At 46.7% G+C, this 23,026-nt stretch carries 24 protein-coding genes; 4 read left to right on the top strand and 20 right to left on the bottom strand.

From position 1 onward, the window contains the following. Nucleotides 1-107: 107 nt before the first annotated feature. From CBR65_RS19600 to CBR65_RS19575, 6 genes are all read right to left on the bottom strand, one after another. A complete protein-coding gene (locus CBR65_RS19600) occupies nt 108-434 on the bottom strand; it encodes a lipid asymmetry maintenance protein MlaB (RefSeq protein WP_087468422.1) in 327 nt (108 codons plus the stop codon). Beyond that, nucleotides 427-1,122: a phospholipid-binding protein MlaC gene (locus CBR65_RS19595; RefSeq protein ID WP_087468421.1), complete on the bottom strand. Its 696-nt coding sequence runs from the start codon at nt 1,120-1,122 to the stop codon at nt 427-429. Before CBR65_RS19595 ends, CBR65_RS19600 begins: the two co-directional genes overlap by 8 nt. A gap of 27 nt (nt 1,123-1,149) precedes the next feature. Then, nucleotides 1,150-1,626 (bottom strand): outer membrane lipid asymmetry maintenance protein MlaD, encoded by a 477-nt coding sequence (gene mlaD / locus CBR65_RS19590; RefSeq protein ID WP_087468420.1) that lies wholly within the window; start codon nt 1,624-1,626, stop codon nt 1,150-1,152. Nucleotides 1,627-1,628: 2 nt separating this feature from the next. Then, nucleotides 1,629-2,420, bottom strand: a complete 792-nt coding sequence (mlaE, locus tag CBR65_RS19585) for a lipid asymmetry maintenance ABC transporter permease subunit MlaE (RefSeq protein ID WP_087468419.1) — start codon at nt 2,418-2,420, stop codon at nt 1,629-1,631. Next, on the bottom strand, nt 2,417-3,226 hold the full coding sequence (locus CBR65_RS19580) for an ABC transporter ATP-binding protein (protein WP_087468418.1): 810 nt from the start codon (nt 3,224-3,226) through the stop codon (nt 2,417-2,419). The genes mlaE and CBR65_RS19580 overlap by 4 nt, the downstream gene beginning before the upstream one ends. A 107-nt stretch (nt 3,227-3,333) precedes the next feature. After that, on the bottom strand, nt 3,334-4,455 hold the full coding sequence (locus CBR65_RS19575; protein WP_087468417.1) for an endonuclease: 1,122 nt from the start codon (nt 4,453-4,455) through the stop codon (nt 3,334-3,336). 398 nt (nt 4,456-4,853) lie between these two features. Here CBR65_RS19575 and katG point away from each other — a divergent pair, with 398 nt between their 5' ends. Continuing rightward, entirely contained in the window at nt 4,854-7,094 is a 2,241-nt protein-coding gene (gene katG, locus CBR65_RS19570) for a catalase/peroxidase HPI (protein WP_087468416.1), read from the top strand. A gap of 65 nt (nt 7,095-7,159) precedes the next feature. On the opposite strand, the gene CBR65_RS19565 is transcribed toward katG, so the two are convergent. The 3 genes from CBR65_RS19565 to CBR65_RS19555 all read right to left on the bottom strand — a co-directional run bounded on the left by CBR65_RS19565 (nt 7,160) and on the right by CBR65_RS19555 (nt 9,812). Further along, nucleotides 7,160-9,073 carry a PKD domain-containing protein gene (locus CBR65_RS19565; RefSeq protein WP_157672164.1) on the bottom strand — a complete coding sequence of 638 codons (1,914 nt, stop codon included), beginning with the start codon at nt 9,071-9,073 and terminating at the stop codon, nt 7,160-7,162. A gap of 151 nt (nt 9,074-9,224) precedes the next feature. Continuing rightward, nucleotides 9,225-9,512 carry a hypothetical protein gene (locus tag CBR65_RS19560; RefSeq protein ID WP_087468414.1) on the bottom strand — a complete coding sequence of 96 codons (288 nt, stop codon included), beginning with the start codon at nt 9,510-9,512 and terminating at the stop codon, nt 9,225-9,227. 21 nt (nt 9,513-9,533) lie between these two features. Then, nucleotides 9,534-9,812 (bottom strand): hypothetical protein, encoded by a 279-nt coding sequence (locus tag CBR65_RS19555; RefSeq protein WP_157672163.1) that lies wholly within the window; start codon nt 9,810-9,812, stop codon nt 9,534-9,536. A gap of 201 nt (nt 9,813-10,013) precedes the next feature. On the opposite strand from CBR65_RS19555, the gene CBR65_RS19550 reads away from it, so the two are divergent. The 3 genes from CBR65_RS19550 to CBR65_RS19540 all read left to right on the top strand — a co-directional run bounded on the left by CBR65_RS19550 (nt 10,014) and on the right by CBR65_RS19540 (nt 14,083). Next, complete coding sequence (locus tag CBR65_RS19550) at nt 10,014-10,319, top strand: helix-turn-helix domain-containing protein (RefSeq protein WP_087468412.1); 306 nt, start codon at nt 10,014-10,016, stop codon at nt 10,317-10,319. A 130-nt stretch (nt 10,320-10,449) separates the two neighbouring features. Continuing rightward, on the top strand, nt 10,450-10,794 hold the full coding sequence (locus tag CBR65_RS19545) for a zinc ribbon domain-containing protein YjdM (RefSeq protein ID WP_087468411.1): 345 nt from the start codon (nt 10,450-10,452) through the stop codon (nt 10,792-10,794). Between the two features lie 31 nt (nt 10,795-10,825). Further along, nucleotides 10,826-14,083 carry a DEAD/DEAH box helicase gene (locus CBR65_RS19540; protein WP_087468410.1) on the top strand — a complete coding sequence of 1,086 codons (3,258 nt, stop codon included), beginning with the start codon at nt 10,826-10,828 and terminating at the stop codon, nt 14,081-14,083. 121 nt (nt 14,084-14,204) lie between these two features. On the opposite strand, the gene CBR65_RS19535 is transcribed toward CBR65_RS19540, so the two are convergent. From CBR65_RS19535 to CBR65_RS19480, 11 genes are all read right to left on the bottom strand, one after another. Continuing rightward, nucleotides 14,205-16,031, bottom strand: coding sequence for a choice-of-anchor Q domain-containing protein (locus tag CBR65_RS19535; RefSeq protein ID WP_087468409.1), 1,827 nt, complete (start codon nt 16,029-16,031; stop codon nt 14,205-14,207). Nucleotides 16,032-16,325: 294 nt separating this feature from the next. Then, a complete protein-coding gene (locus CBR65_RS19530) occupies nt 16,326-17,267 on the bottom strand; it encodes a redoxin family protein (protein ID WP_087468408.1) in 942 nt (313 codons plus the stop codon). A gap of 201 nt (nt 17,268-17,468) precedes the next feature. After that, the gene (locus tag CBR65_RS19525; RefSeq protein ID WP_157672162.1) at nt 17,469-17,678 is read right to left on the bottom strand and encodes a hypothetical protein; all 210 of its coding nucleotides are present in this window, start codon (nt 17,676-17,678) and stop codon (nt 17,469-17,471) included. A gap of 267 nt (nt 17,679-17,945) precedes the next feature. Continuing rightward, nucleotides 17,946-19,445, bottom strand: coding sequence for a hypothetical protein (locus tag CBR65_RS19520; RefSeq protein ID WP_087468406.1), 1,500 nt, complete (start codon nt 19,443-19,445; stop codon nt 17,946-17,948). An 81-nt stretch (nt 19,446-19,526) separates the two neighbouring features. Continuing rightward, nucleotides 19,527-20,192, bottom strand: a complete 666-nt coding sequence (locus CBR65_RS19515) for a hypothetical protein (RefSeq protein ID WP_087468405.1) — start codon at nt 20,190-20,192, stop codon at nt 19,527-19,529. A gap of 112 nt (nt 20,193-20,304) precedes the next feature. Further along, entirely contained in the window at nt 20,305-20,562 is a 258-nt protein-coding gene (locus tag CBR65_RS19510) for a hypothetical protein (protein WP_087468404.1), read from the bottom strand. A gap of 587 nt (nt 20,563-21,149) precedes the next feature. Further along, entirely contained in the window at nt 21,150-21,692 is a 543-nt protein-coding gene (locus CBR65_RS19500) for a hypothetical protein (RefSeq protein ID WP_087468402.1), read from the bottom strand. 23 nt (nt 21,693-21,715) lie between these two features. Beyond that, nucleotides 21,716-21,925, bottom strand: coding sequence for a hypothetical protein (locus CBR65_RS19495; protein WP_087468401.1), 210 nt, complete (start codon nt 21,923-21,925; stop codon nt 21,716-21,718). A gap of 15 nt (nt 21,926-21,940) precedes the next feature. Next, nucleotides 21,941-22,258: a hypothetical protein gene (locus CBR65_RS19490; protein ID WP_087468400.1), complete on the bottom strand. Its 318-nt coding sequence runs from the start codon at nt 22,256-22,258 to the stop codon at nt 21,941-21,943. 68 nt (nt 22,259-22,326) lie between these two features. Continuing rightward, complete coding sequence (locus CBR65_RS19485; RefSeq protein ID WP_087468399.1) at nt 22,327-22,587, bottom strand: hypothetical protein; 261 nt, start codon at nt 22,585-22,587, stop codon at nt 22,327-22,329. Between the two features lie 52 nt (nt 22,588-22,639). Then, nucleotides 22,640-23,023, bottom strand: coding sequence for a hypothetical protein (locus tag CBR65_RS19480; protein ID WP_087468398.1), 384 nt, complete (start codon nt 23,021-23,023; stop codon nt 22,640-22,642). Between the last annotated feature and the right edge of the window lie 3 nt (nt 23,024-23,026).

The following is a 23,026-nucleotide window of genomic DNA, read 5'->3' as shown; positions in this document are numbered from 1 at the left end:
ACGGGAATTGCCGGGTACCGGGTGCCACTGCGCAGATATAAAAAAATGTTTACCGGTAGGCACGCGTTTATTAATTGAGCTTGACTATTGCAAACGAGCGGGATATTTCAAATATTTAACGAAGTAGATAGCGGCAACGGCAAGGATGGTGTTGACAAAAAATTTTCCTCCAGATCGTAAAGCCTCACCAGCCGGCTTACCGCTTCCGGCAATTGAACAATGCGCAAGTCAGTACCGGCATCTTTGGCAAGCCGTAGCGCAACCAATATCAAGGCGGTGATGGAGGAATCGACTTTGGTGACGCCGCTGCAATCCAGGGTATGTGCGTCGCTTTGCATCAACGCTTGTAACTGCCGGTGCAGATTGGTGACGGTTGCAAAACTCACCTCGCCACGCAAGTAAACAGTGCCCTGACTTAGCGAGCATTCACTCATCTGCGCTGCCCTCCGCGCGATTATTCTTTTCCGCCAGATTGCTCAAGAAAGCATCCAGACCTACCTTTTTTATTTCCTCATCAAAAACGCCGCGCGTGGTAATCACCAGGCTAACGCCCTCTACGTTGATATCGACAACCTTCCAGTTATCGTCCTTGAGTTCGAGCCGCAAAAATAACCTGACCGGTTCGCCCTTCTCATTGGTAGCGCGCAGTTTGAGAGTGGCTTTGTGACTATCCTTATCGTTGTAATGCGCCCCCAACATCTCCGGCTTGGTATTGCGATAGATATACAAGGTTTCGGTATAAGTCCGAATTAAATAGCGCTGGAACTCACGCACATACATTTCGCGTTGTTGCGCACTGGCGTTGCGCCAATGTTGCGCCAGCGCCAACTGGGCAATGCGTGCAACGTTAAAATGCGGAAGTACGGTGTTGGCAACCATAACGCGCAATTGTTGCGGGTTATCTTTATACAGTGTTTCATGGTTTTTTAACTGCGTTAGTACATCATCTATTGCCACCTTCATCACGGCGGCAGGGTCAGCTACTTGTGTTACTGCTGTAGTTTCTGATGTAGTTAATGCTGTAGTTTCTGCATAACTTACCCATGGCAACATACAAAGCAGAACCCCAATGATGCCGCGACTGTAACAATGCGACGAGCTGTTCATCAAATTGCTTTTCATGTGCGTCACCTGTGTGATATCAGTCCGCTATTCATCGACGGACTTTTTATCCCCACTCACTTGATTAAGACCAAACGCACCGATCAGCTTTTCCAGCAAGAGCGCTGAAGACGTAAACTCTATATTGTCCCCATCGGCCAGCAGGCTGTCATCGGCCCCCACTTCAATACCAATATATTGTTCCCCCAACAGGCCAGAGGTAATAATGCTCGCGGAAGAATCCACACTGAAGCGATAGCGATTATCAAGGGCCATACTCACCCTTGCCTGGTAATTGTTGGTGTCGAATTGAATGTCGCTCACCCGCCCGATAACCACACCGGCACTCTTTACCGGCGAATGAATTTTCAATCCGCCGATATTGGTAAAGTACGCGTGTACTTCATAACTGGGCGCTGAACGAAAACTGGATTGATTAGCCACCTTCAACGAGAGAAACACCACCGCCGCCAGACCGAGCGCCACAAAGAAGCCAACCCACAAATCGACCATGTTACGGTTCATTGTCAAAACCCTCTGAACATAAAGGCCGTCAGCACAAAATCCAAGGCCAACACCACCAACGCCGACAACACCACCGTACGGGTTGTCGCCCGGGAAACACCTTCAGCAGTGGGTACCGAAGAATAACCTTCAAATACCGCAATCAAGCTGACAGCAAACGCAAAAATCACGCTTTTGATGACGCCATTCAGAATATCCTGACGAAAATCCACCGCGTTTTGCATCTGTGACCAAAACGTACCAACATCCACACCTAACAATTGCACAGCAACCAGATAACCACCCCAAATACCCACCGCACAGAAAATAACATTGAGTAAGGGCAGCGAGATAACACCGGCCCAAAAACGCGGTGCTATGACGCGTGCCAGCGGTTGTATCGCCATCATCTCCAATGCGGTTAATTGTTCGGTGGTTTTCATTAGGCCAATCTCGGCGGTAATGGCTGAACCAGCGCGGCTTGAAAATAATAGCGCCGATAACACCGGCCCGAGTTCACGCACCAAGGCAAGCGCTACAACCATACCAACACTATCGCCGGAACCAAAACGCTCCAGCGTATCGTACATCTGCAAACCCAAGACCAGACCGACAAACAGACCAGCAACGGTAATAATCAACAACGAGAATACACCGACAAAATAAATCTCACGCACCACCAACCATGGCCGACGAAGACAGGTGCCCGACATAAAGAAAATGGAAAATAAAAAATGAAACACTGCACCCAATAACACCAAGCGTTCCGTTACCTGATGCCCGAGCAACGTCAGGTAATCGGCGATGGATTTCATAATCCATCTCCCAGCAGGTCGTGTGCATAATCCGGCGCAGGATAATGAAATGGAACTGGCCCATCAGCATGGCCATTCACAAATTGCTTCAGGTAAGGGTGGGTGGATTGATAAATTTCAGCGGGCGTACCTTCAGCAACGACCACACCTTCCGCAATCATGTAAAGATAATCCACAATATTGAGTGACTCGGTAATATCGTGCGTCACAACAATGGAGGTAGCGCCCAGGGCGTCATTGAAACGGCGCACCAACTGCCCTATTACACCCAGGGAGATCGGATCGAGGCCGGCAAAGGGTTCATCGTAAAGAATTAATTCCGGGTCCAGCGCAATGGAGCGAGCCAGGGCTACCCGCCGCGCCATACCGCCGGACAACTCGGATGGCATTAAATGGTGAGCACCGCGCAAACCGACGGCCTGCAGTTTCATCAATACCAGATTGCGAATTAATGGTTCCGGCAAGTTGGTGTGTTCGCGCATTTGAAAGGCGACATTTTCAAACACCGTTTGATCGGTAAACAACGCACCCATTTGAAACAGCATGCCCATCTTGCGGCGCAATAAAAAAAGCTGATGGGTATTCAACGCGGCGACCGATTGGTTATCCACCATTACGCGCCCGGATGTCGGTTTAATCTGGCCGCCGATAAGGCGCAAAATCGTCGTCTTGCCACATCCGCTCCCCCCCATGATGGCAACCAACTTCCCGCGCGGAATGCGCAAGCTTATGTTGCGTAATATGGTACGCGAGCCATAACCAAAAGAAACTTGATCTAACTCAACAAACGTCGATTTATCGTCCATAGCCGCATGTTCTCATGGGGAACGTGCGGCTATCCTACTCCCGCAGGATCGATAGTTTCAATAACGATTCTGCTCGCCACGCTTGCGTGGCTCTTACGCGCTAACGATTAATTACAACTGCTGCCCCAGATTTCATTCGCCCATGCGGGATAATCGACAAAAGGATTGCGATTACCCTGGCGCACAACAATGCGCGCATGGCGATTAATTTCTTGCTGGCTTACCGGGTCCTGATTGTGCCAGGCCAACAAGGTGCAGATTTTACCTAGGTTAGCACCGCTGGTACCCGTGTAGTTCACCAACTGCAAATCATCTGTGCCGGTGCCATCGCCGCCGTTGTAGCGCACGTCCATATAAAACATCATGCGTGCAACATCGCCCTTAATCGCATTGCGCGGCTGAAAACTATCGGAGTCCGTATAATTTCCCGGTGCTTCACTGATGCTTGAACCGCCGTTGTCGAAGTCTTTGTTACCGCGCGTTGAGTTGACCGATGCATCGGTGGGGCGAAGATGATGAATATCGGTATAACCCCAATCGCCGGAACTTGGGAAACCATGACTTTTCGGCCAGGTGTGCTCGCGGTTCCAGGCATCTGGATCGTTGTTGCCGCTCGCGTTAAATGACTTGGCCTGTGAGCGGCCGGTGTAAAGCAAAATAACGTTATTGGTGTTGTCAGGATCTTCATCCGTGTACTTGAGCGCATCCCATACTTGCGCGTAACTCATGCGCACATGATTACGTTCAGCAATATCTGCCAAGGTATTTTTCAACGCGGTGCCGGAAAGACCGATGGCATCCGCATAATAATTTTCAAAACCGGACCAGGTCGCACCACTGGAACTACCACCGCCAGACGTCGAGTAACTTGCGACCAGTGTGACGCCACTGAAACTGCTATAGGCGTGTAACTGAATGTAATACACCGCCGCTTGGGGAGACGAAAATGCACAGCTCTCATTATTGCCATTCAAGTAAGGGCGGCAATCATAGGATGATAAAGTGGGTTGGCTCCCTGCCCTCACATAAAGGTCTGCATCACCTGATCCACTGTTGGTGGTGATGGTCAGATTGGTAGCACCCGCAGGTACGGAAATCTGATAGTTCAGTAGGTTATTTGTTGTCGCGGATAGATTATTGACAGCAACATTATTGTTTAAGACTGCGCCCCATGCGCTAACACACCATGCAGCAAGCACTCCGAATAACATCCAATTTTTTTTCATCATTCATCTCCGGCTATTAAAACAGTCAGCCTAAAGAATGAATGTTGCTGTTTTACGACCACCAGCTCTGCACAAAGCCTAGTCAATGTAAAAATAATTGCTTAATAGTAATTTTCAAACTACCCCATAGTTAAAAATGCAAATACTTACGCCGATGAGTATTTCTATACTGGTTGGCGAAAAACGAGTCCTTGAAAATAAAAACGTTTATGGGGTTTGTTTTAACGTCTTTTATTTTTTGGCGGCAGAATTATCAATAAGAATAATCGTTTTTCACTCGAAGTTAAATTAGGTGCCAAAGCTGTATAAAAGCAATAGCACTCGCAGGGACCCTCAGCCTGTCAGCAAACATTCCAACCGGCGATTTAACTGACTCATTACCTATAAAAGAGGAATTTATTATGTTTAGAAAAACGATGCCCGTTATTTCTGCGGTAACCATTTCCGTTTTAATAACCTTGCAAGCCGGCGCAGCGCTTGCACAAGACAACCTTATACAACATCAACCCACAACCAACAGTTTCTGGTGGCCCGAGCAGTTGGACCTGAGCCCGTTGCGACAGCACGGTATTGAATCCAATCCACTGGGTGAAGATTTTAATTACGCCGAAGCCTTCGCGAAGCTCGACCTGAACGCAATCAAAGCGGATATCAAAACGCTCATGACGACTTCGCAGGATTGGTGGCCAGCGGATTATGGTCACTATGGTCCCTTTTTTATTCGCATGGCCTGGCATAGCGCCGGAACTTATCGCGTTTATGATGGCCGCGGCGGCGCAGCCGGTGGGCAGCAACGTTTTGAACCGCTGAACAGTTGGCCGGATAACGTGAACCTGGATAAGGCCCGCCGTTTGCTGTGGCCAATCAAACAAAAATACGGCAGCCAGATTTCCTGGGCCGACCTGATGGTGCTGACCGGCAACGTTGCACTGGAATCCATGGGCTTCAAAACCTTCGGCTTTGCCGGTGGTCGCCAGGATGACTGGGAAGTAGAAATGGTGAACTGGGGCAGTGAAAAAAAATGGCTGGCCGACCAACGCCACACCGGTGATCGTCAATTGAAAAAACCGCTCGCCGCCGTACAAATGGGTTTGATTTATGTAAACCCCGAAGGCCCCAACGGCGTACCTGATCCACTACTGGCCGCCAAAGATATTCGCCAGGCATTTGGTGGTATGGCGATGAACGATGAAGAAACCGTTGCATTGATCGCCGGCGGCCACACCTTCGGCAAAGCACACGGTGCGCACAAACCCGATAAATGTATCGGTAAAGATCCTGCCGCCGCCGGCATTGAAGAACAGGGTCTGGGCTGGACCAGCAAGTGCGGTAAAGGCAACGCGGAAGACACCATCACCAGTGGCCTTGAAGGCGCGTGGACATTCAACCCCATCGCCTGGACCACGCAATACCTGGACAATTTGTTCGCCTTCGAATGGGTGCAAACCAAAAGCCCGGCCGGTGCAATCCAATGGATTCCAAAAGATGGCCAAGCCGCCAACCTGGTGCCCGATGCGCACGACAAAACCAAACGCCACGCACCGATCATGTTCACCACGGACCTCGCACTAAAAGAAGATCCGGAATTCCGCAAAATTTCCCTGCGCTTCAAAGAAGATCCCAAAGAATTTGAACTCGCTTTTGCCAAAGCCTGGTTCAAACTGACTCACCGCGACATGGGGCCACGCTCTCGCTATATCGGTGCGGACGCGCCCAAGGAAGATTTGATCTGGCAAGATCCGTTGCCAGCGGTTGATCACGAACTGATTAACGCGAGCGATATTGCCACCTTGAAATCCAATATCCTCAAATCCGGTTTGAGCACGGCTGAATTGGTGAGAGCCGCCTGGGCTTCCGCCGCCAGCTACCGCGACACCGACATGCGCGGCGGAGCCAACGGCGCACGCATTCGTTTAGCACCGCAAAATGCGTGGAACGTTAACAATCCAAAAGAAACAGCAAAAGTGTTGAAGCGTTTGGAAAAAATCCAGACCGATTTCAACAAGGCACAACGCGGCGATAAAAAAGTATCGCTCGCCGATGTGATCGTGCTGGGTGGCGTGGCCGCTGTTGAACAAGCCGCGAAAAAAGGTGGCTATGATATTGACGTGCCCTTCACGCCCGGCCGCGTTGATGCCACACAAGCGCAAACCGATGTTGAATCTTTTGCGGTCCTTGAACCCACCGCCGATGGCTTCCGCAACTACTTCGCCAAAGGCAACAGCGAATCACCTGCCGAGATGCTGGTAGACCGCGCCAACATGCTCACCCTGACCGTACCGGAGATGACAGTGCTGATCGGCGGCATGCGCACACTCGGCGCCAACAGCGACAACGTCAAGCACGGCATCTTTACCAACAAGCCGGGCACCTTAAGCAACGACTTTTTCGTGAACCTGTTTGACATGTCTACGCAATGGAAAAAATCTGAAAAAACCGAAGGGCTGTATGAAGGACTGGATCGCAAAACTGGCAAAGTCAAATGGACGGCAACACCGGTGGATTTAGTGTTTGGCTCACACGCCGAACTGCGTGCGGTGGCTGAAGTCTATGCGGCAAATGACGGGCGGGAAAAGTTTGTGAATGATTTCGCTAAAGCCTGGAATAAAGTGATGATGTTGGATCGGTTTGATGTGAATTAAGTCGCCATACGGAAATGAAATTACCTGCCGATCTTTGATGAGAAGATCGGCAGGTTTTTTAGCAGTTAGTTGCTGAGTAGTACTACACTACCGCTTTGTGGATCGACGACGTATAAGCCCTTACTAAAGTCGCTGTCTGTAACATAGAGCAGTTTGCTTACAGGATCATACTCCAGGTTTTTTTGCAGATCAAAAGGAGAACTAAAACTGGTTACACTCTCTGCAAGTAACGTGCGATTTCCTGTTTCCAGATCCACTGCTATCAGTTGGTCATTGCCATCCAACACCAGCAAACGATTATTCACTGCATCCAAAGCTGCACCTTGAACAGTTCGCCCCACATCAGGGCCGACATTTTCATCATTCGTTGAAATGACGTAAGTCAACGGCGCTGTCTGCCAATCTTCAATACCAAGAAAGTAGTGATTAAAAAAAACATTAGGCGTAACGACGATCTGGTCTGTGCTTTCAACCCATGACGCAAATAGCGGAGACTCTATGGCAATGTCAAGGGTAGTTGCATCAGCTACAATTGTCCGATCACCCGTCACAGGATCAACCAAAAAAATCGTATCAGCTCCGTTATCCGTAACCAACAACTGACGATCCTTGCCCCACTCCAGATTTATCGGATTAGCAAAAAATTCCCCTGCACCATGCTCCTCACTAGATATCGTGGTACGAACGCCCGTGGCAATATCAACCGCAACAATCTGAGGCGTTCCTTCAGCAGGGTTACTGGCCAGCAATAACTGCTCATTTTCTGCGTCAAATAACATGTCCTGAAATACAGCCGTCTGCGAACCCTGTGCAACATTGGTGAAATCGGTGATCGGCTCTCCGCGATGTCCGGTGCTGATGTTTACAGGAACAATGCTACTGGCACTTGCATCATATCCTCCGGTGAGTACATAGACGTAATCACTGCCAGGCACCACAGAAACAGCTTTTGGCTCGGTCCACAAGCCACCACTACCGGCACTGTCACCATCCGTCATCAAGGTTGCAGAAGCCGATTGAGAAAGATCTTCACTGTCGGTAATGGTTGCCGTCACAGTAAATTCACTCGCACCCGCCGGCACGGGAATATTGTCCGCACGCCAGCTGCCATCTTCTTCCACGTCCGCCATTACACTGGCACCGCCAGCGCTGACTTCAACCGTTGCCACAGTTGCACCATTTTTTGTTTCGGAGGTTCCGAACGCACTGATGCTGGTTTTCTTATAAACACCAGTCGCAGGCGGAAAGATAAATGAAACGATGGGCGCGTTTTCCGGAGTCACTACAATAGCAACCACATCGGTCGTGGTAGCGCCATCACCGTCGGTGACCGTCAATGCAAATTCGAGGGTTAATTCTTCATTGGTAGAGGGCGCAATAAACGAAGCGGTTGCGCTATCCGGATTGGTGAGAGAAACCGCTTCACCCGCTGTTTGGGTCCAGAGATACGATTCAACTTCACCGCTATCATCGGTCGCCGTGCCCATAAGGTTCACGTCCGACAGGCCAATAACCGTTTGATCGGCACCAGCATTCACTTCGGGCGCAGTGTTAACACGATTGATGGTGAACACCACGGTGTCCGTCGCCGTAGCGCCATCATTGTCAGTGACCTGCAAACGAAATTCCAGCGTCGTAGAATCTTCCGCACCGGTTGAAGGTGCTACAAAAGAAAAATGAGCAGCGTCTAAATCAATTGCCGTCAGTGAAACATTAGGACCTGAGAGTTGAGTCCATTGATATCCTGTGATACTTCCATCACTATCTGTTCCATCAGCGACCAATTCAATTGTCGCTCCCGCATTTACCGTTTTATCCGCACCGGCATTCGCTACAGGCGCAACATTGCTCACGGTACTGCTGGATGAACCGCCGCCACCACCGCCGCTTCCACCTCCACCACCACCACCACACGCAACAAGCGCAGCGGTAAATAATAAACTTGTCAATAATTTGAATGCAGATCCCGTCATTGACATTGTCGGTCCGTAATTAGCCATCCGTTTCTATCTCCATGTGTTAAAAGGGCGCTGATTATACAAGCGCAGGTAAAACATTTATGAAAAATTTTTAGACTTTTTTGTGCAGAAATTTCCGAAAATTATCAAAATAGTGGGAAAATTTTTATACTTACTCCTTCAACAAAAAGGATAACGTCTGCTCACGACCTGGCTCGCGAATGATAGCCTGGTAATACGCCCGCACCTGACCACAATACAAACACCAATAATGATTCATTAATTGCCCGCACGCGGTGACTTCCGCATCCAGCTCTTTCTGGATACGCTCCAACAACACCATTAACAACGGCAAGCTGATTTGTTCACGCTCCACCCATTGCACAAAATCCCCCAAGGGATAATTCGCTGTTAGTCGATTGATACAAATCTTCGCTTTGATTGCATCCTGCAACTGCATTACCACTCCTTACGGTCCTTGTTATGGCTGACCTTGCGAGCCCTTGCCACGACGCGTCACACCGGCGCCCTCGCGGCGCCGGTAATACGCTCGCAATTGCGCACAACGCAGACACCATTGCTGGCGCAACTCGTGATGCAACATGGCACAATGGACCAACTCGGCCACCTCGCGCAGGTTGCGCTCTTCTTCATCCAGCTCTGTCTGGAGCGCATCCAGGACTTTAAGCAGTAGCGTTTTATCCACCATGGCGGCCCAGCGAATAAAGCGCCGCAAAGAAAAGCCGGATGACTCGCCCACACGGCACACTTTTGACCTGACAACATCCTTCAACAACATACCCTGGCGAAAACGCCACCCCTGTAAAAAATGACTGGGGAAAGCCCCAGCCCAATAGCCGGTAGGTGAACTAGCAGGCCCAATGCTAAGTAATCCTTAGTATCGCGTCAACCCAAAAACTAAGAATCTCTTAGTCCCATTTTTTCTAAGAGACAGTCGCACATGACGCACCAAACGCTGTTTGCCACCCGGCTGGCACAAGCGAGGAAAAAGACTGACCTATCGCAGAAACAACTCGGCATCCAGGCCGGGCTGGACGAATTCACCGCAAGCCCACGCATGAATCACTACGAACGCGGCAAGCACCTGCCCGACCTGGACACCGCTAAACGCTTTGCCGATATCCTGAATGTGCCGATGGCGTACCTGTATTGTCCGGAGGATGACCTAGCGGAGTTATTGCTGGAATTGAATAGATTGACCCATCAGCAGCGGGTGGCTTTGTTGAAGAAGATCAGGAAGGAATGAATTACAGCAATGCTTTTTTTCCAGAGACAGCACCAGGATAATCGCCGGATGATAGCCTGAGTAAAATCGGTTGTGTCGCAGGCTTCAGATGTAAAACTTTTAATTCTCAATTTCCGCCGGAGATTTATTCATGACTCAACTACCACCCTGCCCAAAGTGCAACTCGCCATACGTTTATCTCGATCAAGTACTGCTGATTTGCCCGGAATGCGCGCATGAATGGTCACCAGAATCACAGACTGGTGATGAAAATGAAGCTCGCTTACAAGTGCGCGATGCCAATGGCAATCCACTTGCAGACGGGGATTTTGTTACCGTCATTAAGGATCTGAAAATTAAAGGATCATCATCGGTGGTCAAAGTGGGAACTAAAGTAAAAATTTTGCGATTGGTAGACGGCGATCACGATATTGACTGCCGCATTGACGGCATAGGGCCAATGATGCTGAAGTCTATATTTGTGAAGAAGGTGTAGCGATTCGGACCTAGAGAAGGAAAAATCCAGGATGAGCTTTAACAAACAGCGCGCGATTAACATATTGAGCTATTGGCACCAAATTGAATTTTTTAATTGTATTGATCTCAAAGATCTCAGGAACGGAAAAGAAGGTGTCATTCATTATAGTGGGGATGTTTTAGCCAGTGATCCGAACTGTCTCCCTTGGCTTAATCGGGAAAACATCCGGCGCGCTGGCCGTGGGTATAAACCTGACCGCCAGTATACCTATACCCTGTACCTTGGAATATTCAAGAATAGTGAGTTCTTCGACCAAGCTAAAAATTATTTTGGGGACGAAGGACGTGTTGATTGGGAGGAGCGAAAATCGGAAGCAGGCTCAACCTGCGTCGCAAGCTTCAAACTGAGCAAGGAAGGATCGCTACTTCTTGACACACTGGAGATGTCGACCGCTCCATGGGCGTTAGGGCAAGTTATACAAGGAAATATCGACAATATTCGATTTGATGATTTTGAAAAAGAGTGTGAGAAACTCCTGCATAAATTTCAGTCTCTCGAAAAGTTGGCGTCCAATTTAAAAGAGAGCATCAATCTCCCGCACACATTAACAACTTTTGAGATTGTAGAAATTCTAAAAATCCTCGGTGACTGGTCAGGGTTTGAACCGCAGCACCAGGACACAGCTATCATTATCAAGCTTAACCCCCTGGCCAGGGATCAATCTCAACCACCACAGAATACGTATATTACCGCTGAGAGTGTCTTAAAACTTCAACAGCTCTCGAATGAACTGGCAGTCTATGAGGATATAAGCAGTGTTGAAGAAGAACCAGTCTACAATCATTTCGAGAATAAAAATATTACCGACGATGAGCTTAAGGTTTCCATTCTCAACAGTTTCTTTTTGCGTGATTTGGAACGCGCCCGTGATCTGGTTCAACAAGATAAGTTAGACGTATCTTCACCACTTCTTACGTATTTATCTAGTACTGATAAGCGGAACCCTGACCTTCTCAGCCCAGAGGGTGAAAAAATTATTCGCAGTAATGTTTTGTTGCCCAATACACCACTAGGACGTTGGCCATCTGATTCAGCGAACTCAATGAGTCTGATGCAGCAGTTTGCTATCAATACCATTGATCAAGACTTGAATGACCAAGGGTTATATTCGGTTAATGGGCCTCCCGGTACGGGGAAAACAACCATGCTGAGAGATCTGGTAGCAAATAATATCGTCAATCGTGCACGGATCATATCTGGCCTGGATCATCCACATTCAGCATTTCTTGGTGATATCACGGTTAAAGTTGGCGGCAATGTCCGGAGGGGCGTGAAGCGACTTATACCAGAGTTAGCTGGATACGAGATGGTGGTGGTTTCCAACAATAATTCGGCTGTTGAAAATATATCCAAAGAGTTACCTCAAAGTAGAGCCGTAGGTAAAGAGTTTGGCAATTTGAATTATCTAAAGCCCGTCGCACAAAAGCTTGCAGCCCAGCACGATGATAAAAACAACATACATCCACTGGCAGAAGATGATGATTGTTGGGGGCTGGTATCAGCAGCACTTGGGAACTCGGATAATCGCAAGGCGTTCGGAGCCAAGATTCAGTTTTCTAAAATTGAGTCGCTTAATCATATTGATGAATCATCCAAAAACTACAGCACACTGGTTCCGGCAATCAAGGCGCTGATTAAATCATGCGGTGATGTGCATATTAACTTTAAGGCTGTACAGAAAGAATTTTTACAAGCGGAGAAAAATGTCAAATACTGTATTTCTGAAATTTCCTGCCTGGAGGCAATTGTCAAGGCTGAGAAGGAAAGAGATAGGATCGCTTCTGAAATTAGCCAACTTAAAGAACGGATACTAGCCACAAAATTTTTCTTGTCAAAAATGGAAATGAAGAAAACTTCCATTGTTCGAACCAAAAAATGGTGCCGCAGAATAACATTGATTAAAGCCTTCAGGCTTAGGGTCGAACATAAGAAATTAGAAATAGAAAGGCTTGAGACAAAATGGTTTCGATTAAATGCTTCAATTCTACAAGATAAAGAAAAGAACAAAGCGCTTTACGAAAAGCACGATGGTATAACCTTCGGTTGTAACCTGGATAACCTTGAATGCAAGGAAACACAGCGGAGCACATTTGGTCATAGTAGAGCACTAAATAAAGCACGATCAGAATTAACTATTAAAGCGTTCAACCTTCACCAAGCATGGCTAGTGGCGAGTTATGAAGGCTGTTTTTCAAGCAACGTAAACATCTTTAATGATCTGGTGACAGGAAATATTAAGGATTACGAGCACGCCAAAATAGTCTGGCAAAGCTTCTTTATGGTAATTCCTGTAGTGTCTTCTGCTTTCGCCTCGGTTGCAAACCAGTTTTCCAAGTTACATGGGGGAGATATTGGCTGGCTATTTATTGATGAAGCTGGTCAAGCTACACCTCAGCAAGCCGTTGGCGCTGTAATGAGAAGTCGTCGAGTGGTTGTTGTCGGCGATCCGCTCCAGGTTGAACCTGTATTTACAACACCACCAGAATTCGTTGAGTATTTTGGGAAAAAGTTGTTAGGGGAAGATTGGGATTATTGGTCTCCAACTATCGCTTCAGTTCAAACCGTTGCCGACGAAGTTAATCCCTATGGTACTCGCCTAATCTCACAAGAATTTTGGCTGGGAAGTCCGCTCAGGGTTCATCGGCGGTGTAAAGATCCCATGTTTACCATTGCCAATGAGATCGCCTATAACAATAAGATGATTCATGGATCTGACGATGTCGTTGAGCGCGGTGAATTCATTTGGGGAAATAGTTGCTGGTTTGATGTGTATGGCGAGGTAACCGGAAAACACTACGTGGCAGAACAAGGGGTATTTGTACTTCAGCTGCTCTACCGCTACCATCAACACAATGGCCAGCTGCCAGATTGCTACATCATCTCGCCATTTAAAGATGTAACAACCCAATTGCTATCTTTCTTAAAGCGGAATTTCCATCAGCCCACTGTAGATAAGGACCAATTTAGCAACTGGTTGAGAGGGCGAGTCGGTACCGTACATACCTTTCAAGGCAAGGAAGAAAAAGTGGTCCTTCTCGTTTTAGGCGCATCATTTGAAACGAAAGGGGCAGCAACGTGGGCCTCAAGCAAACCAAATTTACTTAATGTAGCCGTCACACGTGCAAAGGACCGCATATTTCTGATAGGAAGCGAGCAGGTATGGGGTTCACTGAGCCATTTTTCATTCGCCAACTCACAGCTTCCTACGCGAACAATCAATGAGAACGCGGAAACGTTATATGCATAATGAGGCTGGCGAAAAACTAGCACGTCTTTTAAAATTGTTGAATTAGATTATGCCGGCGTAAGCTCAGCAATGGCAAAAAGCTCCTTTTTTCATCTCCTCCCTGAGATGAACACAATACTAACTACTCACCACAACCAACCGTCGTAATGTCGGCGCTGGCAACAAACTCAGCGCCGCCAACTATCGTGCCTTGCAAATCAATTGTTGTGTCACCGCAAGCAAGGCCGGTTTCGTTGATGTTAAATCTCATCACCAGATCGTGGATGCCATCTTCATTAAGGTCTATTCGAGTATATTTGAAAGGCGTGGCGCCAGCTGAGCCTAATCGAAGTGTGCTGCGGTTAACATCCCAAATAGGTTCGAATGGATTAGTAGAATCGGCACGCGACAACATGACCAAAATCATGGTGCTCGTTGAGCCGGGTTGGATACCTGTTTGATTGTCAGTTAGTAGCAGCTGAAGCCCTACCGGAGGCGTTTCAACAGTGGAGTCGACCGCACCTATATCGCAACCGGTTCTGGCATTGCCATGCTGATCAATCAGGATTGGAAAACCCTCAAAATCCGTGCAGACGTTTTCTTCGTTATCAATCGCCGGGCTGCTTGGCAGTAATGCGTAACCTGGAGTGGAGCCGCCATAGTCGCCCAAGGGGCCGATAACTTCGGTGAAGGTTGTCGCCTCAGGCACGACGATATCGGATGCCGAGGGCGCATAACAATTCGATTCTTCGGTGATGAGGTTATTTTCCACCAGGAATAATTTCGGTAAATCGTTGGGACCGAAATCATAACAGGGCACCGGGTTCGGATGTCCAACAATCAACGTGCTCTTCATGTAGATGTACGCCGAGCCCTCGTAGTCGGATGTTGCCGCGATAGCAGCCCCCCAACCTTGTGATGTATTTGAAGCAATCGTCACATTCGCCAAATTGACCGTGCCACCATAGTTATAAACACCACCCCCTATTCCATTACCTTCAACTTTTCCGCGTGCGTGATTATGGCTAATCGTCGTGTTAATAACGTTCGAGGTCGCATCTTCAGCGCTATAAATCCCACCGCCTTTAATGGCTCGATTGCGGATGATGGCGCTCTCGCGCAGGGTCATCTCGCCGCCGTTATAAATGCCACCGCCTTCCGCCGAATCGCCATCGCGTATGGTGGTGCGTTCGACTACCAAGGTGGCGTGATTATGGATTCCAGTACCATCACCATCTTCGATAACGGAGTCTGATATAAGCAAAGAAGCTCCGGTGGAAAAACCCGGCACGCCATTCGCAATAGTGGCACCGTAGCCGCCCTCACCACCGTTTTCATTAAAACGGCTTCGCGTGACCGTCATTACGCCCTCATTGAGAATAGCGGCGCCTCCGTAGTTATGTGGTCCGACCCGGTTGTCATGAAACCCTACATCATCCAGATTCGCTGTGGCACCTGGCGCGTTGTAGATAGCACCGCCACCCGATAAAAAAACATCGTTCTCAACAATGTCATTGCTTGTAAAGTTACTTCGCTCAATATGAAGAAGCCCTTCGTTATAAACAGCTGCTCCACGTTGCACCATACCTGGATTACCTCTGCGCCCATTCTGTTGCCCACCGGCAATCTGAATATCTCGCAAGGTGAGTGAGCTTCCAGCAGGGATATGAAAAAAGGCGCAGGTCCTTAACCCAAACAGGTATGTAGCAAAGCGGCCAGCACCAATGATGGTTATATCGCCCACAATAGATGGCGCACAGCCCAAAGTATGAGGCATGTCAGAGTCATGAACCCCCTTGGAAAAACGAATAATATCCGGCTCACTGGTTTGATTGGCCGCTGCCACGGCGTCATAAAGGCAATTACGCTGGCGAACCTCACACGTGAACTCCGCCGCGCCAACATGAAGAGAAATGGCAACCGTCATGCAACCCACTAAACCGCATAAACGTTTAATAAAAATTTTCATAGAAATATCCCTGCCTGTGTCCATTAATAAAGAGCGATATGTGTCAATAACATCCTCATATTGATTCGCTCCTCCGGTAAGACGCGGCGGATTTTTCCTCCGCGCCGATTCAAGCTCAGCCTTGTTAGCAAAACACAGAGCAAGCTAACATGTTGCTGATCTCACGAACCGTAACTTTTACTCATTGCGTAGCGATAAGTTCCGGTTCGTCTCGGCTGGAAATATTTTTTAAATTAAATTATGAGATTGACGACATTGTTGGCGCGGGACATTACTTGTCATTACTATGAGAAATCACGACTCGCCGTTCTTTTTTACTGTCGTCTGAAGTTCACCAACGACGGCATCAATATTTTCAAAGTCCGTAACGCGCTTCACTATTTTCCCGTCTTTTATCCAAACCAGCGTGGGGATATCCCTGACCTTAAAACTATTAAACAAGACACCGAATGTGTCGATGCTAAAGCCAATGCGCATATTATATTTTTGGGTAAACTCCTTTAATGCCTGCTCATCTGTCCATAAATGGTTGACAACCCCGTGCCAGGGCATATCGGGTAAACGCTTGTACAAAGTGTTTACATCCGATTGGACTGATTTACATTGTTGTGCCATTTCTGGCCGAGTATCAGCCAAATACCAGTCACACCAGGTTGCGGTAAAAAATATCAGATGCTCACCTTGCGCCCAGGGCTCCAGGAGTTTCTTTTTTTGCTCAAGAGTCACGGGCTCGGCAGTGACTCCACTTTCGCCGGATTTTCCTTCCGCGAGCATTGCAAGACGCACATCCAGCGCGGCATCGGATTCGTGAGTTGTATACAACACCTTGCCTTCCGGATTAATAAGAACGCTGTAAGGCGTTCCGATTAAACCAAGCGCAACACCCAAGGCTCCTTCATTGTCCAGCCAGACAGGCATGTGCAAATCAAAGCGTTTGATCACTTCTTCAATGCGCGCTGCCTCTTCATTCATGTTGATATTAACCGCGATAATATTTAATTCATCACGGTATTTTTGATAGGTTTTCTCGAAGTGCGGCATTTGCTCCATGCAGGGCTTGCACCAGCTCGCCCAGAATTTCAAGTAGGTCGGTTTCTTGTTGTCTATCGATGAAAGGGTTCGAGGCTGGAGTTCTGGAAATTGTTTGAGCTTAATGTCCTGATAAGGTTGATGTTGCGCTGCTGTTGCCATCGATAACAATATCAGTGCGCCGGCTACCCATTGACGGATGTACATAAAGTCTCCTCATGATGTAATTGATAAATTTTTTGGCTTTCTGCAATGAGCTGGCGTAAACACCACTTTGATGCACAAGCCCATTAACGTGCCATTCGCCGTTATCGCGCACTATAGCATTTCACCTGAGCGTATAGCGGCTGGAGCGCTTTACCCTACATTGGATGATAAGAAAATAAGGGGGGGATCGAGGGGGAGCCATCAGGCCCATGAAGATTCCAGGGGTCTATCGGCAGCGGTTAACGTCGATAACTCACCAGGCGGTGCAGGCTGATCAAACTTTTCAAACCACGCCAGAATACTCAGCTGCTCTTCCACCTTCGCATTGTAGAACGCGTACAAGGTGTCAAAGCTCGCCGAGCTACGGCACAAGCCTTGAATCCGGCTATTGAGCATTCGTAAATTCGACAAAACCTTTCTCTTCGCCGCCTTTACTTCGATAGCGTCCTTTCCAATTATTAACTTTGTCACGGTTCGTCCCAGAGATGATTTAAAGGGGCATATTAGAGGATAATGCTTTAAGCGCCAATGGCAAAAAGCGATGCTTTTTGTAGGAAATCTCCTACAAAAGCGTAACTCCGGTGGTAACAATCGGCCGTTGTCTCGGCTGTGGGCTGACTACTGCAAACGTTAAAGGCACCGCCAAAAGCGATCATGACAACAGAATTCCGCCAGTATTTATTGCTGAGGCCCCGCGAACTCTTCCATCAATTGGTTAATCTCTATCTGTAAGTAGTTTGAGGTAAGAGACGGGATAAGATCGGAATAATTGGTATGGACAAAACTATCTATTGCCCAACCGGTAAATCTCGCTGCCTGTTTATCAGCAAAAAACTGTCGGAGACCTATCCGATTTATAATCTGTAATGACATTTCGAATTCGCTGATTGACATTAAACTGTATGGATGCCGCGTAATGATTTCTGGATTGATGCCGAGATGAACCAATTTTTCGAGAAGGAAATTTTCAAGCTTCATCTGCATTTCAGGCATCCACATATAGCACTCCATCAACGAAACGACGATGGGTCTCAGTGTACGCTCACCGCAATCCCAATTTGTCTGCTTGTTGAGAATATCCAGTAGGTTCTTGTAACACTGAACAATAGACTTCGCTAGTACTTGAAGATCAGCATTCAACGCTGACTCTTTTCCCTGATACCTGGAGCTAAGCTTTAAACGCTTGGCCTTGCATTCTATTAACAACGCATAGGTATCATCGTAAAGGTAAAGATCAAATCCATGCTTTAGATTCTTTCCGACATAATACTCTGATTCACTAATTACCGTAAGCGATGGATCGTTAATCAGTTCATCAGTGACCCATGTTACGTACGCTTCATACGCTTTGCCGTATGCTTCCTCACTGCCTTTTCTTTTCTTGAAAATATCGAAAACCAGCCCCTCACCTATTCTGCTGTTGAAGTACGACCTTATCGGGCAAATCGCCATCCCAGAATCATGCGGATCTATAACGAGAGGTGAAGTAAGTAGCGGATTGAAAGTATATGACCAGTTTTCATTGTACTCCTGGACCGCTTTTGTCTTATCTCTCAATATTCCCAAATCGACAACAACTCTTTGGAAGAATGCATCGCGCTCCTTATCGCTAATACCAAAATCCTTGAAGCTTTGACGAATACTATATCGAGGATTGCTCATGAGGCTTCCAGAAACACTTAGCCCCAAGAAAAGGAACTTGCCGACCGTCAAACCGGTGACGTCGAAAAAAATTTTTTCCAGTGCCGGGTCCCGGAATATCTTAAAGAACCGATATAGCTTCTTTTGGTCTGTCTGAAATGGGAACTGTTGCTGACCAACCCGGTGAACTTCATGTTGGATAGTCGAATCATTTACGAACAATTTGCTTTGAGCTTCTGTGGTCTTCTTAAGGAGATTAATTATGCTTGCAAAATCTCTGTATCTCAGGAGACTGGCATCCCCTCTGTTGCCGCCATTAAGTATCACCTCTCTTGCCAGGAGTGCCAAATCCCACTCATAGACATGTTTCCGGATGGAAGCATCGGGCAGATGGTGAAAGTCGGTCGGTAGCCCGCCCTCACCTTTGATATTCTTAATCAATGCCCAAATTTGCATTAACGCCACTCTCGTTTCCAATCTTCGCATTTTATTTCTGAGCGGCTTGTACATGTCGTATAAGTTGTCTGTAATTCCCATGGCGTTAGCCTATCTCCATGTAAAGTGGTAACCCATCAAATTAATGCTCATAAAACAGCCATTAAAGAATACAATTTCCGGCTAGTGATCACTAGATTTTCTATTAAGCGAAAACGTATATGAGTGAACCCGCTGGGGAAAATAAGTTACCACTCCTGTTTCCGGATCAATAGCAGCGCAATTTCTTGAGCCACATCCAAGATAAAGCAAGCGTTTAACCTCTCCATCAATATTAACTTCAATAAAATCTGAAGACTTATATTCTCCATTTTCAAGTTTGGCAATAACTATCTTGGCATCTTTCACGCCGAGCCTTTCGATATGAACCAGCAGAATTAACGCTGCTACAAGGACTAACATACAAACACCAATAGAGTTGGTGTAGCGCTTTGCGCGTTTTTCAATGAGCGTATCTTTTCGTTTTCCCAAAATAAAGCGGCGAATCCTTATATATCGGCGCTTGGCTCTGATTCTGCCTCGTAGCGCGTCAATGATGCCGGGCAAAATCAGGTGTGAGCACAAAAAGAAAGCAACAAGAAGGATCGCGAGAACAAAAAGTGTTGGAGCAAAAGCGGTGAGAAAACCTGAATACAAAATCTGGTGGAAATTTCGGTCCAGCATGTTTACATCCAACTTGAGCGTCGATGTATAACCGCCAAACTTGGCGGTACCAGATGCGTATAAAAAGGCGGTTACTACGGCGAGCGCGATTGCACTATCAATCAATCGCTCATTGGAAGCAGACATTATGAATCTCCTTATTAATTTAACTATGAATCGGTAAAACTATAACCAGCCGCTACAAATCAAGGGATCTGTAACAGCTGGTACAGATGGGCTTCGATAGCAGGCCAAAGCGCTACATTTTTACATGCAACTCCTGCAACCAATTATCAAATTGCTGGGATTTATCTCGAAGTGCTTGAGCAAAACGCTCCAATCCATGGGCGCTCACTTTATCCATTGGCTTGCCGCTCAGGGCGTGGAGGCTTACGGATTCGCAGAAGAAGGCGCAGTAGTTGTTGAATGCTGAAAACTCGTCGCACAGGTTTACAAATTCGCTTTTTATGGAAAGCGGTTCATCGTCTGGATTTGGCGGATTATTTATATCCAACATGGCCTGCTCCCTAGCTGTTGGTGGATTTAAGGTCCATGTGAAGATTTATCGGCGGCTTTCCACTAGGGGCAAACGGTTTAAGCAAGGAACAGGAGAACAGAAGGGAAGGAAAGAAATGATTGAGCATAATGACGTCCTGTATGTTTTAAGTTTGATATCGGTCCAGTTAGTAGTTGGAAGCCGGGTGTCAACTAGAGCACATACAGTAGCTCCGGGCATATTCCCCTTTCGGGTATTGTATTACGCCTCTCCACCCGGCCATAGAAATGACGGACAGCGCCTTATCGCGGACACAAAAAAACCGCAAGGCTAACGGGTGCGGAAACCGCTGTATGCTTTCTAGTACTGCGAACCTTACTGGGTGCTTTACGCGCTGTCAATCATAGGCATGATGATGGCAGCTATTGATCAAATATGACGCAGGCGATTTGTACGACATCTCTTACAACTTATTCCGTCTTTTGCTACTAGTCGCTCTATGCAGCTTTAGGAATGATGCACTCATCTGCTCAGCGCTTCCGATCCTGGCAGGTACATCAAAGCCGAGCCTCTTAAGGATGAGAAATCGGCTTTTTCTTTGTCCTCACCTACTCCCGCAGGTTCTTTAATTCAGCCACTATCGCATCGGTTAACCGGTGAACATCGGCCATTTCTGTTTGGGCATCATTGCCGGCTCCCATTGTTGCAGCGGTTTTGAGATTGCTGAGAAATCCTTTGTTGGTTGTCAGCCCCGATTTGGTGATGCGCCCTATTTCCTCATCGTCCTCCAGAATCGCGATGCTGTAGCCCACTATCGGGTTGGTTACCGATTTAGAAGGAAATGGCGTCTCCTCACCGGCAAAGCGACGCTGGTAATTGATAACAATTGAGACCGGCACGGCATTCGCTTCATGAGCCGCCATCATGTCATCGTTTTCCAGGGCTTCTGCGATGCCTTCATAGACTAGCTGAGACAGTTCGTTCTGGATTGGATAGTCTTCGACCTGCCTTTTCTGGCTTAAATTGAATGCGAAATCCTTGACCAGGAATTTTGCGTCGGCAGCGACTTTGGGGGCGGTTACTTTTGGAGCGGATGAACAACCTATAAACATCAAAGACAAAATAAAAACCGAAATAACTTTATTGAACATATGTACCACCTTGTATAAGAATGCTAACCATAATTGAAAATAATTTCTTTTATGATTTTTAAATCATCCGAATCAATTTCAGAGCCATTTTTTCTTATCTCATGCAATATACCTTTTGCCCCGTGAAAATCTTCTCTATTAATTTCTTCTACCAATAAAACCTTATAGCTATCGTCTTGAATATATTTGTTTATCAGGTATTCAAGGCCTAAAATTAGTTTCTTATCGTTCATGATTCAATACAAAAATTAAGACATAAAAGTTTGATTTGCATACATTAAAACCTTCTCAGAGTGCAAACTATCACCCTCATTTTTAATGATTGAAACAACGTCCAATAATTGAACGCTACGTGTTTTTTGAGCAACAAAAATAACCTCTAGTTTTTGCTTTTCGGAAAGCTCTCTGAGTTGAACTATTAGAGAGTTTTTAAGATCCATTAAACCTTCACTGGACAGTCTCCCTATCCATTCCGATGCAGCCATAACACCATTTAACATAAGAGCATGCGGAGGATCAGAGCAGTCCAAATTTTCAAAGAAATTATTAAACCTTTTAATGTTCACAATAATTTACCTAGCCACTCAAAATTATCGATCATAATTTTGAAATTACCATCCAAAAATTATGATTACTAACTGTTAATTTTTCTCTTTGAGTACTTATTTAGTTTTTCAAGAAGACCTAACCATTCCTTCCAAGAAACAGATTTAACATCTAAATCTCCTAGAGCTTTCACGTTACACATACCATTTATTTCTTTTGATACAGCGTCTCTTACATTCACATCATCTGACTGAAGCCGAGGAACAGCCTCCTCCATTTGACGGGTCAAATGGCTAGGAGCTTCTTTGCGCATTATTTCTAGCACTTGATCTGCAATAGATTTTTCCATCAACTATCAGTCACAACCAATATTTATATTAATCAGCTTAACTTCAAAGAAGTTATCTTACCTGCAATCCCGCCTCCTCAAAGACGCCTTCAGAGATAATATATTTTAGATAGTACTCCTGTGAGTTTCCCTGGGGAATAACAACAAACTTAAACGAATCTTCATTACCTGCAACAAGACCACCTATGCTAAATTCGCCATGATTGCTACCGGGATTTGGAATTATAGAAATCATATTTCCTGCAATATCAACTATTTTCCCTATTTTTTCTTCGCGCCCAACCCACCCGTTAAATAGCTTCACAACAAACTTTCTAGATTTATGCAAGTAATATTCATAAGCATCTTCCTTTTCCATCATCAAAGAAGGCTCTTCTCCCTCGATAGACACGAAAGAATTCTTATCTTTGTCAAAATCAATCAATAAATATTCCATAAA

The sequence above is a fragment of the Cellvibrio sp. PSBB006 genome, assembly GCF_002162135.1.
In the GTDB taxonomy this organism is placed as follows: domain Bacteria; phylum Pseudomonadota; class Gammaproteobacteria; order Pseudomonadales; family Cellvibrionaceae; genus Cellvibrio.
This window is presented reverse-complemented; position numbering and strand designations above follow the sequence as displayed.